Consider the following 15,690-nt stretch of genomic DNA (forward strand, 5'->3'; position numbering starts at 1 on the left):
GCCTCCTTTCATAAGAAAGTAGGGGGTTGCTGGCCAGATTAAAAGCGAATTCATAGAACTTGTGGTTATATCAAAATTCACATATTCCATTTTGATATATGTAATAACAAATCGAAATAAGTTATTTGACATTGCCAGTGAACTGATCGTTAATAAATGGCATGAGCATCATTAAGGGATTAGTGCAGTGGATTTTTTCCATTTCAGTTTTTATATCGTGATGCTGTTAGTGGTCACCGGGGGAATTGTGGGATTCCTCCTGGCCCTGACCGGCGGCGGCGGGTCAATCGTCTGCGTGCCGTTATTGCTGTATATGGTGAAAGTGCCGGATACGCATTTGATTATAGGAACCAGCGCCATGTCCGTGGCCATTAACGCGCTGATCAATCTGGCCGCGCACGCTGCCAAAGGCAACGTCAGGTGGCAGACCGGGGTTGTCGTTTCGCTGGTCGCTGTTATGGGCGCTCTGGCGGGATCTCAGATGGGAAAAATCACGGACGGGAACTACTTAACCCTGCCTTTTTCCCTGTTGATGCTGGTTGTCGCCGGATTGACGCTGAAAAGAAATCGCCTTGCCGGCACCCCCTTGCCGTCCCCCCATGCTGCCGTTCATCCCGCCATTGTATGGCCTAGCGTGCTGGCCCTGGGCGGGCTGGCGGGCTTTCTGGGCATCGGCGGCGGATTTTTGGTTGTGCCGGTGCTGGTCTGGTTTTTCCGCTTCTCGATGGTTGAAGCGGTGGCAACCTCACTGGTGGTCGTGGCGGCCATGGGGCTGTCGACCAGCGCCAGCTACGCCATGTCGGGAAAGGTCTCGATCGCGATTACGTGCTGGCTCATCGTCGGTGGCGTTCTGGGCGGCGTGGTGGGGGTGGCGCTCGCCGAGCGCCTGAAAAAACGCGAGGACATTATCAATGTGCTCTATGCCGTCATGCTCCTGGCGCTGGCCCTGTATATGTTATTTAAAAGCCTATGAAACGGAAGGAAAAAAACATGCGCATCCGCACTTACCACCCTCAGCTCTCCTTTTCGGGCGCGCCTGAAGCGAGTGATTTCAAGGCGCTGTCTCAACAGGGCTACCGCCTTATCGTCAACAATCGGCCGGACGAGGAGCCGGGGGAGTATCTTGATCATCAGCAAGAGAAAGCGTTGGCTGAACAAGGGGGGATGCGTTACGTCTATCTCCCTTACACGTTCGATACGCTGACCTGGGAGACCGTTTACACCTTCCAGTTTCTGCTGCGGCAAGGCCGGAAGACTCTGGCGCACTGCAGAAGCGGGGCTCGATCTGCCTGCCTTTCCCTGCTGTATGCGCTGCGCGAAGGTCAGATAGATGAAGCGCAGTTTCGCCGCCAATGCGACGAATACGGCGCGGACGCCGATAAGGCGCTCAGCTGGTATGGCAAGCATCGGTCCGTGCGGGCCACGGCGGAAGTTCACGCGTTTTATGAGCCGGAAAGCGGCAGCCTGCAGTATGTGGTTGCCGATCCCGAGGCGCGCCGCTGTGCGATTATCGACCCGGTTCTGGATTTTGACCGCCGATCGGGCACGGTCTCGCATCAACAGGCCAACGACATTCTGAATTTTATCCATCAACGGGGGTGGGGAGTGGCCTGGGTGTTGGATACGCACCCGCACGCCGATCATTTTTCGGCTGCCACCTGGCTGGCGCAGAAAACCGGCGCCTTCACCGGTATCGGTGAAAAAATTACCGCCGTTCAGGGGCTGTGGGAAGAGATCTATAATTTAAAAGACCTGCCTGCGGCCAAGACCGTCTGGGATGTACTGTTCGCGGACGGGGACGTCTTTTTTATCGGTAACCTGCGCGCTGAAGTCTTGCTGTCTCCCGGGCACACGCTGGCGTCCGTCACTTACCACATTGCGGATGCGGCGTTTATCCACGATACGTTCTTCATGCCGGACAGCGGTACCGCAAGGGCCGACTTTCCTGGCGGCAATGCGGAAGCCTTGTGGGACTCATTGCAGCGGATCCTGAGCCTGCCGGCGGATACCCGCCTGTTTACCGGCCATGATTACCGCCCGGCGGGGCGTGAGGCCCGTTGGGAAAGCACCGTGAGAGAGCAGCGCGAGAACAATCCCTGGGTGGTCAACATGGATAAATCCCGGTTCGTTGCGCAAAGAAAACAGCGGGACGCCACGCTGCCGCACCCGGAACTCATGCTGATGGCGCTGCAGGTCAATATTCGCGGCGGCGTTTTGCCTGACTGTGAAGACGATGGGCAACACTATCTGAAAATCCCCGTGAATCGATTTAAGGGCTGAATCAGGTCATGGTGGCGCCAGCGAACAGGCAAATCATTCGCCTGGGATCGCGACGTCTGTTAATTGTTTTTTATGAAATAATCATGCTGATTCATATTTAATTATTTGTTTTTACACAAAACACGCGGCGCTTGCCCTCACCGAATACAGTCACTACATTAACAACTGTACTTCCCATTCTGCTAAGGAAAACACCATGAAAGCTGCCGTAGTGACGAAAAACCATACCGTAGACATTCAGGATAAAGTGCTGCGCCCGCTGAAGCACGGCGAGGCGGCGTTGAAAATGGAGTGTTGCGGGGTGTGCCACACTGATTTGCACGTGAAAAACGGCGATTTCGGCGAGGTGCCGGGCATTACGTTGGGGCATGAGGGCATCGGCGTGGTCTCCGCCGTCGGTGAGGGCGTCACCTCGTTAAAAGTGGGTGACCGCGCCAGCGTCGCCTGGTTTTACCAGGGTTGCGGCCATTGCGAATACTGCGTCAGCGGCAACGAAACCCTGTGCCGTTCGGTGAAAAACGCCGGCTACAGCGTTGACGGCGGCATGGCGGAAGAGTGCATCGTGGTGGCGGACTACGCGGTGAAAGTGCCGGACGGGCTCGATTCTTTTGCCGCCAGCAGCATTACCTGCGCCGGCGTCACCACCTACAAGGCGGTGAAGATTTCCGATATCAAGCCGGGGCAGTGGATCGCCATCTACGGCCTGGGCGGGCTGGGCAACCTGGCGCTGCAGTATGCCAAGAACGTGTTTAACGCCAAGGTGATCGCCATCGACGTCAACGACGGCCAGCTGGAGTTCGCCAAACAGATCGGCGCCGATCTGACCATTAACTCCAAAACGCAAAACGCGGAGGAGATCATTCAGCAGCAAACCGGCGGCGCTCACGCGGCGGTGGTGACGGCGGTGGCGAAAGCGGCCTTCAACTCGGCGGTGAATGCGGTGCGCGCCGGCGGTAAAGTGGTGGCTGTGGGGCTGCCGCCGGAGAGCATGGATCTGAGCATTCCGCGCCTGGTGCTGGACGGCATTCAGGTGGTGGGCTCGCTGGTGGGCACGCGTGAAGATCTGAAAGAGGCGTTCCAGTTCGCCGCCGAAGGAAAAGTGACGCCGAAAGTGACCAAACGGCCACTGGGCGATATCAACGCCATCTTCGACGAGATGAAGGCGGGCACCATTCGCGGTCGCATGGTGATCGATCTCGGCATGGCGAAATAAATCACGCCATCAACCATGCCAAAGAAGAAGGCCACCTGCGGGTGGCCTTCTTGTTGTTACGCCCGGATCAGAACAGGCCCAGCGGTTTGGCGTCGTAGCTGACCAGCAGGTTTTTCACCTGCTGATAGTGCGACAGCGCCGCCTTGTGGGTTTCGCGCCCGATGCCGGAGTTCTTGTAGCCGCCGAACGCGGCGTGCGCCGGGTACAGGTGGTAGCAGTTGGTCCACACGCGGCCCGCCTTGATGGCGCGCCCCATGCGGTAGGCGCGGTTGATGTCGCGGGTCCACAGCCCGGCGCCCAGACCGAACTCGGTGTCGTTGGCCAGCGCCAAGGCTTCGGCCTCATCCTTGAAGGTGGTGACGCCAATCACCGGCCCGAAGATCTCCTCGCGGAAGAAGCGCATGCTGTTGTTGCCGGTAATCAACGTCGGCTGCAGGTAGAAACCGTTTTGCAATTCATCCCCGTGCTGCGTGCGTTTGCCGCCGGCGAGGATGTCGCCGCCTTCATTCTTGGCGATGTCGATGTAGGACAGGATCTTATCGTATTGCTCCTGTGACGCCTGTGCGCCGAGCATGGTGTCGGTGTCGAAGGGGTCGCCCTGACGGATGGTGGCGATGCGTGCCAGCACTTTCTCCATAAACTGCGGGTAGATGGATTCCTGGATCAATGCGCGTGAAGGGCAGGTGCAGACCTCGCCCTGGTTGAAGAAGCCGAGCACCAGCCCCTCAACCGCCTTGTCGATAAACTCCGGCTCCGCCTGCATGATGTCTTCAAAATAGATGTTCGGCGATTTGCCGCCCAGCTCGACGGTGCTGGGGATGATGTTCTCCGCCGCACAGGCGAGGATATGGCGGCCGACCGGTGTGGAGCCGGTGAACGCGATCTTCTCGATGCGTTTGCTGCGCGCCAGCGCTTCGCCGGCCTCGGCGCCGAAGCCTTGCACCACGTTGAGCACGCCCGGCGGCAGCAGATCGCCGATCTCTTCCATCAGCACGCTGATGCCAAGCGGGGTCTGTTCCGCCGGTTTCAGCACCACGCAGTTACCGCCCGCCAGCGCCGGCGCCAGTTTCCAGGCGGCCATCAGCAGCGGGAAGTTCCACGGAATGATCTGGCCGACTACGCCCAGCGGCTCATAGATATGGTAGGCCACGGTGTTTTGGTCGATCTCCGCCGCGGTGCCTTCCTGCGCGCGCAGGCAGCCGGCGAAGTAGCGGAAATGGTCGACCGCCAGCGGCAGATCGGCATTCAGGGTTTCGCGGATCGGTTTGCCGTTGTCCCAGGTTTCGGTCAGCGCCAGCATCTCCAGCCGCGCTTCGATGCGATCGGCGATCGCCAGCAGCACGTTGGAGCGCTCCTGCACGCTGGTTTTGCCCCAGGCGTCCGCCGCCGCATGCGCCGCGTCGAGCGCCAGCTCGATGTCCTTGGCGTCGGAACGCGGGAATTCGGCGATCGGCTGGCCGGTCACCGGCGAGGTGTTGGTGAAGTAGTTGCCGGATACCGGTTCGACGAATTTGCCGCCAATGTAGTTGCCATAGCGTTTGCGGAACGAAACCAGCGAGCCAGGCAAACCGGGGTGGACATATTTCATGTGAAGCACCTCTCTGCAGATGATAACCGGCGCTATTGCGCTGCGCCTGTGAGTGCGGCATGCCGCCGCAGCAGGAGAAGCACGCCCCGTGCCAGATTGATGAATGGCGAAGATGCTCGTTAAAAGAGCTTATTTATTAGCGTGTTAAAAACGGATATGGCTTAGGGAATCGAGCGGTGCCGCCGCCGGCGATGATTTTTTGTGTCCCGTGTCGCAACGCCTGATACACATCTGTGATACATATTTGCAACACTCGCGAACGGGGGAGAAACGCATGTTGCCTGACGACCGCTTGCCCACTGAGGGCGCCAGTTTGTTGACCCATCCGCTGGCGGAATCCTGGCAGCGCAGCCGGGGCTACGGCCTGGCGCGCGCCGATCAGCACATCTCGTTCATCAAAGCCGGGTTGCTCGAAGAGCGGCGCAGCCGCAACGACTGGGTGCCGCAACGGGTGCAGCCGCTGATCGAGCAGCTGGGCGCGCAAATTACGCGCCAGCCCGCCATTGTGGTCATTGCCGACGCCGACGGGCTGGTGCTGGAAACCCGCGGCAATACCGATTTTCTGCATAAGGCATCGCGCTTTGCGCTGGCGCCGGGCAACCCGTGGGGAGAAGCGGAGCGGGGCACCAACGCCATCGGCACCGCGCTGGCGCTGGGCGCGTTCTGCGAAGTGCGCGGCGACCAGCATTACCTCAACCAAAATGCCGGATTGAACTGCACCGCCGCGCCGATCTACCGGCCGGATGGCCACATTGCCGGGATATTGGATCTTTCCGCCCCCGCGCAGCGGCCGTATCGCGATGCACAGCGCCTGATCATGCAGGCGGTGCGACATATCGAACACCGCTGGGTCAGAAGCGCGATCGCCGATCGTCACTGGACGCTGCGCCTGCACGCCGACGCCGGTAGCTTGGGCAGCGCGCAGGAGCTGCTGCTGGTGTTTCACGACGAAGTGTTGGTCGCCGCCAATCGGCTGGCGATGCTGGAGTTCCAGCTTTCACCGGCCGCATTCGGCTCGGTTGAGTTCGCCCAGCTGTTCCCCGATCTGCTGCGGCAGCCCTCCGGCGCACCGCACCAGACGCTGGCCGGCAATCAACGGCATTATTATTCGCTGCTCGAGGCGCCGCAGCGCCGCGTCAGCGCCCTGCGTTCGGTTCCGCCGCCGGCGGAAAGGCATGACGAACAGCATCAGAAGGCGCTGCGCATTCTCAATGCCGGTCTTTCCCTGTGCGTGACCGGCGAAACCGGCTGCGGCAAGGAGCACTTCAGCCGACGCCTGTTTCAAGAGAGCCGCTGGCGCAACGGCAACTTCGTGGCGATCAACTGCGCGGCGCTGCCTGAGCCGCTGATCGAGTCCGAGTTGTTCGGCTATGCCCCGGGGGCGTTTACCGGCGCCAACCCGAAAGGCTATATCGGCAAGATCCGCGAGGCGGACGGCGGCGTGCTGTTCCTCGATGAAATCGGCGACATGCCGGCGGGCCTGCAGACGCGGCTGCTGCGGGTGTTACAGGAAAAAACGGTCACGCCGCTCGGCAGCCGCAGCGCTTATCCGGTCGATTTCGCGCTGGTCTGCGCCACGCACCACGATCTGCATCGGCAGGTACAGGCGGGGGCATTTCGCGAGGATTTGCTGTACCGCATCCAGGAATACAGCCTGCGCATTCCGCCGCTCAGAGAGCGGGCGCAGCTGGAAGCCTTCATTTTGCAGCTGTGGCGAGAGCTGGGCGGCGAGCGGCGCGACATTCGCCTGCTGCCGGAGGCGCTGGCGATGCTGGCGCGCTACCCGTGGCCCGGCAACGTGCGGCAGCTGTTGAGTACGCTCAAGGTGTTGCTGGCGCTGGCGGACGATCATGCGGTGCTCACTCTGGACGATCTGCCGCAGTCCATCGCGGTGCTGGCGCCGCGCCAGGAGAACGACGATACCGGCCTGGAGGATCTGCAGGCGGCGATCGGCAGGGCGGGCGGCAACCTCAGCCGGGCGGCGAAGGCGCTCGGCGTTTCGCGCAGCACGCTGTACCGCAAGCTGGGAAGGCAGAAAGCGGCGGCGGAATGAAACATCATGATTGACCATCAATAGCCGGCCCCTCGATGCGGGGCCGGTTCACGCCTTAGTCTCCCAGTCCCGGCGGGTTAATCTCGGAATGGGCGATCTTCTCGTCGCTCTCCGCCCAGCGATCCAGCACCTGCAGATAGCTGCCGTTAGCGATGGCGCCGTTGAGCGATGCCTGCACCGCGTCCACCAGGCCGTTGCCTTTCTTCAGCGTGACGGCGATGTTGGCGGTTTTCGGCCAGCCGCCGGGCACGATGCCTACCAGCCGGGTTTTGCCGGTCAGCCGCGCCTGGTAAGCGCCGGAGACGTTGGGCCCGAAGGTGGCGTCGGCGCGGCCGGACTGAATGGCCAGCGTGGAGGCGGCCTTGTCGGTGACGTACACCGGCTGCAGCGGCGCCAGCCCCTTGGCGCGGTTCTCCTTGTCCCAGGCCAGCAGCACCGCTTCCTGGTTGGTGCCGGAATCGACGATGATCTTTTTACCGGCGATATCCGGCGCGGTGTTGATCTGGGTGATCTTGCTGTCGGATTTGACGTAGAAGCCCAGCGTATCCTGGCGATAGGTGGCGAAATCGAATTTGGTCTTGCGCTCGTTGGTCACGGTGATGTTGTAAACCGCGGCGTCATATTTGCCAGAGGCCACTCCCAGCGGCCAGTCTTCCCACGAGGTGGGCACCAGCTTGAGTTTCAACCCCAAACCGTCGGCCACCAGGCGTGCGATGTCCGCCTCGCTGCCGATCACCGTTTTGTTGTCGCGGGCGTACAGGCCGAACGGCGGGCCGCTGCCCAGCAGGGAAATGGCCACCGTCAGCGTGCCGGGCTCCACGAACTTGAAACCGGCGGGGATTTTGGCGACCGCCTCGGCGTTCTTCACCGTATGGATCGGCGTTTCGTTGGCGACGATATCCACCCCTGGCGCGGCCGCGGCGGAAAAGCTCAGCAGCGCCGCCATCACTATCATCTTTTTGCTATCTATCATTATGTTAATTACCTTCATTATTAGGATTGTCACAGGGTCGTTGCACTATCTCTGAAGGCTAAAGGTCTGTGAACGAACAAAATCAACTATCCAATCTTGGAAAAATCATGATGCGCCGCCGGTGGCGCTGAATCTTTCGAGGATGAACCATGTCGTCGCGCTTCGCTACGTTGGGCCGCATACCGCGCGGCGTGTGGATCTTGGGTGGGGTGAGCCTGCTGATGGACGTTTCCTCGGAAATGATCCACAGCCTGCTGCCGCTGTTTATGGCGACGACGCTCGGCGTCAGCGTGATCGTCATCGGGCTGATCGAAGGGCTGGCGGAGGCGACGGCATTGATCGTCAAGGTGTTCTCCGGCGTGCTCAGCGATTACCTCGGCAAGCGTAAAGGGCTGGCGCTGCTGGGCTACGGGCTGGGCGCCATCAGCAAACCGTTTTTTGCCGTCGCGTCGTCATCCGGCATGGTGATGGGCGCGCGCCTGTTGGATCGTGTGGGCAAAGGCATCCGCGGCGCGCCGCGCGACGCCCTGGTGGCCGATGTGACGCCGCCGGAAATTCGCGGCGCGGCCTTTGGGCTGCGCCAGTCGCTGGATACCGTCGGCGCCTTTTTAGGGCCACTGCTGGCCGTCGGCCTGAAAGAGCCGGCCGCCGCGATAACCGACAAGCGAACCCACCCGATTACCCGCGCCAATCTGCGGCTGCTGGGGCGTGGCTATTGGTGGGTAGTGGGCATCGGCGCCGTCTTCACGTTGGCGCGCTTCAGCGAGGCGTTTCTGGTGCTGAAGGCGCAGCAGGGCGGCACGCCGCTGGCGTTGATCCCGCTGGTGATGGTCGCCATGAACCTGGTCTACGCCTGCTCGGCCTATCCGTTCGGTAAACTGTCCGACCGCATGAGCCATAAAGGAATGTTAAAAGCCGGTTTGCTGGTGCTGATCGCCGCCGATGTGGTGCTGGCGTTGAGCGATCATTGGGCGGGCGTGCTGTTTGGCGTGGCGCTGTGGGGCGTGCACATGGGCATGACGCAGGGGCTGTTGGCGGCGATGGTGGCGCATACCGCGCCGGCGCACCTGCGCGGCACCGCGTTCGGCATGTTCAACCTGGTCAGCGGCGTAGCGCTGCTGCTGGCGAGTCTCGGGGCCGGCATGCTGTGGGAGCTGGCCGGTTCCGCCTCCACCTTTTACGCCGGCGCGATCGTCTGCGTGGTGACGCTTATCGGCATGCAGCTGGCGCCGTTCGGCGAACAGCAGGGCGTTTAACGGCCGTCGACAGGCTGCGGTGCTGCCTGCAGCAGCTCGGGCACCCGCTGGGATTCCACCGCCCGGCTGAACAGAAAACCTTGGCCGATGTGGAAACCGGCTTCGCACAGCGTTTGCCGCTGCTGCTCGGTTTCCACCCCTTCGGCGATGATATCGATCGACAGCTTTTGACCGAGAATGCCGATGCTTTCCACGATCGCCAGGATCGCCGGTTCGGTATTCATACGTTGAACGAAGTCGCAGTCCAGCTTAATGCAGTCCAGCGGGTAATCCATGATATGGCTGAACGAGGAGTGACCGGTGCCGAAGTCGTCCAGCGCGATGCGGATGCCCATCTCCTTGAGCATTTGCAACGCGCGCAGCACGTACTTCGAACCGTGCTTGTTGAACGCGTGTTCGGTCACCTCCAGTTCGATCAGGTGGTGGGGAATGTGGAACTTCAGCAGGCGCTGCAGGAAAGTTTCGGCGTAGTTGTCGCGTAAAAACTCGATCGGCGACACGTTCAGCGAGATGGGCTGCACCGCCACGCCGGCCGCGCGCCAGCGGGCGATATCGGCGAAGACCTTCAGCTGCATGGCTTCGCTGATCTTGGTCGCCAGCTCGTAGTCGTTGAACGCCTCGCTCACCGTCGCCGGCAGCTGCACGCCGTTGATCGGGCAGTGCCAGCGCAGTAAGGCTTCAAAGCCGACGATGCTGCCGTCGGTCAGGCTGACCTTCGGTTGGTAGCTGGGGCGGATGCAGTTGTCACGCACGATCTGGCGCGCGTAGTTGAGCTGGCTGGCGCGGGCGCGCGCCTTGTCCATCATCTTGCGGTCGAACATATAGACGCCGCCGCGGCCGCCGTCTTTCAGCTCATACAGCGCAGTATCGGCGCATTTCATCAGTTCCGAAGCGTCGCGGGCGTCTTTGGGGTAGATGGCGCCGCCGATGCTCATGCCGCAGTGCAGCGTCTTGCCGCCGTGGGTGATCGGCGTCTCCAGCTGCAGCAGAAACTTGTTGGCGATGCGGAAAATATCCTGCTCGTTTTCGACGTCGCTGATCACCACGGCGAACTCATCGCCGCCGAGGCGAGAGACGAACGAGTGCGTATTCATGCAGGCGCTGAGCCTTTTGCCCAAAACCCGCAGCAGATGGTCGCCCGCCGCGTGGCCCAGCGTGTCATTCACCAGCTTGAAGTGGTCAAGATCCAGCAGCATCAGCCCAAGCGACTTGTTGCCGTGCAGGGCCCGCTTCATCTCTTGCTTCAGTTTCTTCTTGAACAGGCGCCGGTTGGGCAGGCCGGTCAATTCGTCATATTCGCTGGCGAGCAACAGGCGTTGTTCCATCACGCGTTGCGAAGTCACGTCGCGTGACACGCACAAGATCTCGGCCACGGTGCCGTGTTCGTCGCTGACCGGCGTGAGAATGTTGTCCCAGTGCTGTTTTTTGCCCTGCGGCGTCACGCTCAATCCCGTGAAGCGCGCATTTTTTCCGGCTCTGACGCTGCGCAGCGCCTTGCGGCCGCGGCGCCGGATCTCGGGCGACAGCAGCCCCAGCCAGGGCATGCCAAACTCTTTTTGCCCCGGATCAAGGCCGAGCGCCAGGCTGCCGGAGCGGTTCATGTGGCGCAGCGTGCCGTCGTGATTGATCACTTTAATGCAGTCCACGCTGGCGTCCAGCATGTCTTGCTGGATAGACAGCGCCTGAACGTTTTGCTGGCGCTGCAGCATTTGCGGATGAATGTCGGTCGCCGTCAGGTACCAGCTGGGCTCCAGCGCCATGCCGTCCTGCCGGGCGTTAAACGCCAGCATAAACCAACGGTAGGCGCCGCTGCGATCGCGCAGGCGGGCCTCGCCGGCGAACGAGGAGAGGGCCACGATCGCCTGGCGCCACTGCGCGGCCAGCCGCTCGCGATCGTCGGGGTGCAGGGCATCGAGCCAGTCGGCGGCGCCGTGTTCACCGGCGATAGCGCCGGTATAGTCGCGCCACTGTTTATTGAAGTAACCGCCAAGGCGGTTGCCGAAGCAAATCAGGCCGGGCAAGTCGTCTACGATTTCGCCATAGAGATCAATCGGATTTTTGTTATTGCTCTGCTTGGGCAACAGGGTCATGCGGTATTTCCTCGGAAAATTACCCATATTCTCGCTCTAGAGCAGAGCTTCTTTCAATATAGTCTTGCCAATGAAAATGGGAATAGCCAGCGGGCGCGGCTAAAAATCGGCCCGCTAGCATGGAATACATCCAGCGTGAACGCATTAGGAATACTCCTGTTATTTATAAGCATCCCTTATATTGCAGCGAAAAATAAGTGATCGGACCACGCCGCGTTATTGCCGTGAAAATTAATCATTCTTGATGTTTCTCTATGGCTAAATGTTCAGTCGCCATGATGTACTCCCTGGCGCTATTCTGCCCGCTCTATGCGGTAATACTGACAAAAACCGCAGTCCAGACGGGGGTGAACGCCATTTTATGCACTCTGCAGCGCCCGTTTACTGGGGCTTAGCGGAAAAATCATGATGCAAATCAAGAAATGTTTTGTTTCATCTGTTGACACTTTGCTTACGCGTGAGATAGCCTCGCGAATGATAATCATTAGCAAAACTGGATGGTGGCGCAAATGCATTCACGCAATTATCTCCGGGTAACCGTTCGGATAACAGACCAGATTCACAGCACAAGAGCCTGTCTGATGTGGTCTCTGGCAACGAGGCAATGCATCGGACGGCCGTTGTCATTAGACCTCTTGAGCGACATCTCAACTTAGCCTCAACGCGCAGACACTGGAATCACACCCTTGCCGGATCAATGCGGCCTGTTACTTTCGCGCATTTTGCACGGACACATCGCGATCTCATGCAGTTGCATCAGTTATCAATCATGGGTAAGGAGGCTCGGGTAGTTAAAAGTAAATTTACTCTCTGGGTGTAAAGGGATAGGAAAAAGAGTGGGCGTATCGAGTTATCGCTATTCTCCGGATTTTGATTATCCCTAAGAGACATTTCGGATGTCATATTAATACTAGCTACTTTGTGGAGAAAGTTATGGGTAATACCATGAATGGAAACGAAACGGGTTGGGACAGTGTTAACGATCTTATTCACTACCATGAACGCGGGAATGGCCTGACGATAAATAACAAACCGTCTTATGACATAAATGAGGCGGGGTTGCAGATAGCGCGCGGCGATAAAACCTGGAATGGCGTTCACGTCACGGGAAAAGAGGCGACGGTGACCTATTCCTTCCCGGATTGGGATTATAACGAACTGAACCTGGGCCACCGCTCCCCGGAACGTGATACGGGGCTGAGTGCGTTCACGCAACAGCAGCAAGAACAGGCGAAGCTGTCTTTACAATCCTGGGCCGATGTTGCCAACATCAAATTTGTCGAAGTTGCTTCAGGTCAACCTTCCAATATTACCTTTGGGAATTATGAGGGGACGGGACAAGCGTATGCCTTGAAACCTTACTCATATAATGGCAATGATTACAGAGGGTACAATTCTGATGGGCAAAGTTGGTACAACATTAAGAATCACTCCGAAAATTTGCATCCTGAGCTAGGTAATTACGGCCGCTTAACCATTACCCATGAAGTTGGCCATACTCTCGGGTTAGATCACCCGGGCACTTATAATGCGGGGCAAGGCAGCCCAAATTATACCAAGGCAGTTTACGCCGAAGATACCCGGCAGTTTAGCGTAATGAGTTACTGGAATGAATCCATTACCAACGCGGATCATGGCCATTACTATGCCGCTGCACCGCTGGTTGATGATATCGCGGCCATCCAGCATCTTTACGGCGCCAACATGACTACCCGAACCGGCGACACCGTTTACGGGTTTAATTCAAATACAGGCCGAGACTTCTATACGCTCAAGGACAGCCACGACAAGCTGGTGATGTCTGTTTGGGATGCAGGTGGCAATGATACCCTCGATTTTTCGGGGTATAGCCAAAATCAACGTATCAATTTGAACGAAGGCGCTTTCTCCGATGTCGGTGGATTAAAAGGGAATGTTTCCATCGCTGCCGGCGCTACCATCGAAAACGCGATAGGGGGAGCAGGTAATGACGTCATTGTTGGAAATCACGCAGACAATGTGCTCAAAGGCGGCGCCGGTAACGATGTTATTTACGGTGGGGCGGGCCAGGATCAATTGTGGGGAGGGCAAGGTAACGACATTTTTGTCTTCTCTGACCTGAATGACTCGCCTGTTCGGGCTCCTGATACAATTTGGGACTTTGAGTCAGGCAAGGACAAGATCGATCTGTCCTTCTTCAACCAAGGCGATAAAGGCAGTGATTTTATTCAGTTTGTCGATCATTTCAGCGGGCAGGCCGGTGAGGCGCTGGTGTCCTATGATACCCAAAGCAATCTGAGCGAACTGGCCTTCAACATCCATGGCGGTGCAAATCCAGACTTCCTGGTGCACATCGTCGGGCAGGCTGACGTCGCTGTTGACTTTATCGTATAAAACGGCAACGGTGGGCGATGATGCCCACCGTTTTGCATGGGCCAGCTATGTGTAAATCTATTCTTGTCGGAATAATATTCTTGTTTTCAGGAGCCTCTATGGCAAGCAGTCTGGTTTTACCTTCTGCCGAAACGCTATCCGGGCAGTGGACGGTCAGCGATAAATCAAAGTCCTGTGTTGTACAGCTCAACACGGAGGGTGTGGAATCGGCCGGCGGCTATAGCCTAAAATTTTTGTCTGATTGCACGCCCGACGTCTTGCCGCAAGAGCCAGTGGCGTGGCGTCCTGCACCCGATGGCATTGCATTGTTAGACAAGGAAGGGCTGACTGTACTTTTCTTCTCTCAGGAAGACGATCATTACCGCAGTCAAATCTGGGCCGAGACGGGAAAGATCCTGAAGAGAAATAACTAGCGGAAAACGCCGGCCTGACCCGGCGGTTATCCCACCTCACGCCACCCAGCCTCCGCCGTAACGGTGGGGGGCTTTTATGGGGAGGTCGGCAAGCCGTCGACGATGGTAATCATGGCTTCCGCTACGTGGCGCCGCTGTTGTTTCGCCAGCTGATAGGCCGGTGAATGGTAGCAGGCCAACGCGGTGGCGTAGTCGTCGAATTCGATCAGCACATGTTTCACAAACGCCGGGCCTTCCAACGTTTGCGCCTGTTCGCCGCGGGCGAGAAAACGGGCGTTGAACTGGCGAAACGCCTGAGGCGCCAAATCCATATAATGCTGATATTGCTGCGGATCTTTCACGGTGACATGGGCAATCCAGTAAGCGGGCATCTCAGGGCTCCTGTTGCAGAATGCGCTTAGCCAGCGCGGCGGCCTCGGTCAGGTGATCGATGACTTCTTGCCTGGCCTGTGTCGGATTGTTTTGTTCGATGGCGTGATAGATCCGCGTCATGCGCTCGAAACCGGCCAGCTGGCGCTCCGGGGTTTTCAGGGTCAGGGCGCGCAGGCGGCTGATGCGGCTATTCAGGCGTTGAACGATTTCCCAGGCGATGGCGTGATGGGCCACCTGGAAAATGGTTTCATAAAAGGCCTGCGACGCCTCAACGCGCTGAATATCGTCCTGCCCGGCCGAAGCCTGATTAATTGCAATTAATTTTTCATGCAGTTTCTTTTTATCTTCCGGCCCGGCTTTCAAAGCGCAGTCGTGAGCGGCATCCTGTTCAAGCAGCAGACGAATAGTATAAATCTGCTCGGCAATTTCCCAGGTCAGAATAGCGACAATCGGCCCTTTCTTGCCGAGTGTTTCAATGAGCCCCTCCGCTTCGAGATAACGGATCACCTCGCGCACCACGCTGCGGCTGACGCCCAGCTCCTCGCACAGGCTGCGTTCCACCAAACGATCGCCGGCCTGAAAATACCCTGAGATAATCGCCTGCCTAATTTTCGCCAATGCCAATTCGCGCAAGGTGACCGGTGCATTCTCAATCTTCAATGACGCCTGAACCATAATTGTCTCTATTTTTTGTGGATCATCATTAATCCGGATAACGACGCGTATTCCCGTTTGCCCGGTACTATTAACATCTTTCCAACCCGCAAAGCAACGGCGGCCGATTTCGCGCCGCATCGCTAAAACGGCGAATGTTGCAGCAGCTCACAAAATCGAAAGATAGCCTAAAAAAAACGCTTTTCGTTGCCGATACCCGCTGGCTCAACGGGTTCGGCACGGGCACCGGCCGCTGAGCGGAAGCGGTCGTGGCCGGCGTTTCGCCCCCGGCCAAAGTCCACGCAGATTTATTAATATTTTGATTAATATAGGTTATTTTCAATTTCCCTTTACCTTATTAGATGAAAATAAGAATACCGTATTATGGTATACCAAATTTTGACATGCCAATCTGCCCGATGTTA

The 15,690-nt window shown here is 58.3% G+C and carries 12 protein-coding genes; 7 read left to right on the forward strand and 5 right to left on the reverse strand.

Annotated elements, in window-relative coordinates:
* Positions 1 to 187 precede the first annotated feature (187 nt).
* The 3 genes from V8N38_RS12155 to adhP all read left to right on the forward strand — a co-directional run bounded on the left by V8N38_RS12155 (position 188) and on the right by adhP (position 3,493).
* Positions 188 to 973, forward strand: coding sequence for a sulfite exporter TauE/SafE family protein (locus tag V8N38_RS12155; RefSeq protein ID WP_147839973.1), 786 nt, complete (start codon positions 188 to 190; stop codon positions 971 to 973).
* A gap of 17 nt (positions 974 to 990) precedes the next feature.
* The gene (blh, locus tag V8N38_RS12160; RefSeq protein ID WP_060418973.1) at positions 991 to 2,280 is read left to right on the forward strand and encodes a bifunctional sulfur transferase/dioxygenase Blh; all 1,290 of its coding nucleotides are present in this window, start codon (positions 991 to 993) and stop codon (positions 2,278 to 2,280) included.
* A 196-nt stretch (positions 2,281 to 2,476) separates the two neighbouring features.
* On the forward strand, positions 2,477 to 3,493 hold the full coding sequence (adhP, locus tag V8N38_RS12165) for an alcohol dehydrogenase AdhP (protein WP_004928541.1): 1,017 nt from the start codon (positions 2,477 to 2,479) through the stop codon (positions 3,491 to 3,493).
* Between the two features lie 67 nt (positions 3,494 to 3,560).
* Here adhP and V8N38_RS12170 read toward each other — a convergent pair whose 3' ends face one another.
* A complete protein-coding gene (locus V8N38_RS12170; protein ID WP_102984708.1) occupies positions 3,561 to 5,081 on the reverse strand; it encodes an aldehyde dehydrogenase family protein in 1,521 nt (506 codons plus the stop codon).
* 274 nt (positions 5,082 to 5,355) lie between these two features.
* Between V8N38_RS12170 and V8N38_RS12175 the strand changes: the two genes are divergently transcribed.
* Entirely contained in the window at positions 5,356 to 7,134 is a 1,779-nt protein-coding gene (locus V8N38_RS12175) for a sigma-54-dependent Fis family transcriptional regulator (protein WP_147839972.1), read from the forward strand.
* Between the two features lie 55 nt (positions 7,135 to 7,189).
* Here the strand turns inward: V8N38_RS12175 and V8N38_RS12180 are convergent, their stop codons facing one another.
* Positions 7,190 to 8,107, reverse strand: a complete 918-nt coding sequence (locus V8N38_RS12180) for an ABC transporter substrate-binding protein (RefSeq protein WP_102779662.1) — start codon at positions 8,105 to 8,107, stop codon at positions 7,190 to 7,192.
* A gap of 149 nt (positions 8,108 to 8,256) precedes the next feature.
* Here V8N38_RS12180 and V8N38_RS12185 point away from each other — a divergent pair, with 149 nt between their 5' ends.
* Complete coding sequence (locus tag V8N38_RS12185; RefSeq protein ID WP_147839971.1) at positions 8,257 to 9,363, forward strand: MFS transporter; 1,107 nt, start codon at positions 8,257 to 8,259, stop codon at positions 9,361 to 9,363.
* Here the strand turns inward: V8N38_RS12185 and V8N38_RS12190 are convergent.
* Positions 9,360 to 11,453 (reverse strand): putative bifunctional diguanylate cyclase/phosphodiesterase, encoded by a 2,094-nt coding sequence (locus tag V8N38_RS12190; RefSeq protein ID WP_147839970.1) that lies wholly within the window; start codon positions 11,451 to 11,453, stop codon positions 9,360 to 9,362. The two genes, V8N38_RS12185 and V8N38_RS12190, sit on opposite strands and share 4 nt — an antisense overlap.
* A 933-nt stretch (positions 11,454 to 12,386) precedes the next feature.
* Here V8N38_RS12190 and V8N38_RS12195 point away from each other — a divergent pair.
* Together V8N38_RS12195 and V8N38_RS12200 are read left to right on the forward strand one after the other, a co-directional pair.
* Complete coding sequence (locus tag V8N38_RS12195; RefSeq protein ID WP_060439962.1) at positions 12,387 to 13,826, forward strand: serralysin family metalloprotease; 1,440 nt, start codon at positions 12,387 to 12,389, stop codon at positions 13,824 to 13,826.
* 98 nt (positions 13,827 to 13,924) lie between these two features.
* Entirely contained in the window at positions 13,925 to 14,239 is a 315-nt protein-coding gene (locus V8N38_RS12200; RefSeq protein ID WP_060418940.1) for an AprI/Inh family metalloprotease inhibitor, read from the forward strand.
* A gap of 74 nt (positions 14,240 to 14,313) precedes the next feature.
* On the opposite strand, the gene V8N38_RS12205 is transcribed toward V8N38_RS12200, so the two are convergent.
* The gene (locus V8N38_RS12205; RefSeq protein WP_060418938.1) at positions 14,314 to 14,610 is read right to left on the reverse strand and encodes a DUF1330 domain-containing protein; all 297 of its coding nucleotides are present in this window, start codon (positions 14,608 to 14,610) and stop codon (positions 14,314 to 14,316) included.
* Between the two features lies 1 nt (position 14,611).
* Positions 14,612 to 15,406, reverse strand: coding sequence for a GntR family transcriptional regulator (locus tag V8N38_RS12210; RefSeq protein ID WP_204275777.1), 795 nt, complete (start codon positions 15,404 to 15,406; stop codon positions 14,612 to 14,614).
* Positions 15,407 to 15,690: the final 284 nt, after the last annotated feature.

The organism is Serratia nevei, assembly GCF_037948395.1.
Taxonomy (GTDB): domain Bacteria; phylum Pseudomonadota; class Gammaproteobacteria; order Enterobacterales; family Enterobacteriaceae; genus Serratia; species Serratia nevei.

Excerpts from the sequence above, each read along its gene's own strand:
- V8N38_RS12200 (WP_060418940.1), top strand. The coding sequence starts at position 13,925 with ATGGCAAGCAGTCTGGTTTTACCTTCTGCCGAAACGCTATCCGGGCAG.
- V8N38_RS12210 (WP_204275777.1), bottom strand. The coding sequence starts at position 15,406 with ATGCGGCGCGAAATCGGCCGCCGTTGCTTTGCGGGTTGGAAAGATGTT.
- blh (WP_060418973.1), top strand. The coding sequence starts at position 991 with ATGCGCATCCGCACTTACCACCCTCAGCTCTCCTTTTCGGGCGCGCCT.
- V8N38_RS12195 (WP_060439962.1), top strand. The coding sequence starts at position 12,387 with ATGGGTAATACCATGAATGGAAACGAAACGGGTTGGGACAGTGTTAAC.
- V8N38_RS12190 (WP_147839970.1), bottom strand. The coding sequence starts at position 11,453 with ATGACCCTGTTGCCCAAGCAGAGCAATAACAAAAATCCGATTGATCTC.
- V8N38_RS12185 (WP_147839971.1), top strand. The coding sequence starts at position 8,257 with ATGTCGTCGCGCTTCGCTACGTTGGGCCGCATACCGCGCGGCGTGTGG.
- adhP (WP_004928541.1), top strand. The coding sequence starts at position 2,477 with ATGAAAGCTGCCGTAGTGACGAAAAACCATACCGTAGACATTCAGGAT.
- V8N38_RS12175 (WP_147839972.1), top strand. The coding sequence starts at position 5,356 with ATGTTGCCTGACGACCGCTTGCCCACTGAGGGCGCCAGTTTGTTGACC.
- V8N38_RS12205 (WP_060418938.1), bottom strand. The coding sequence starts at position 14,610 with ATGCCCGCTTACTGGATTGCCCATGTCACCGTGAAAGATCCGCAGCAA.
- V8N38_RS12180 (WP_102779662.1), bottom strand. The coding sequence starts at position 8,107 with ATGATAGATAGCAAAAAGATGATAGTGATGGCGGCGCTGCTGAGCTTT.
- V8N38_RS12170 (WP_102984708.1), bottom strand. The coding sequence starts at position 5,081 with ATGAAATATGTCCACCCCGGTTTGCCTGGCTCGCTGGTTTCGTTCCGC.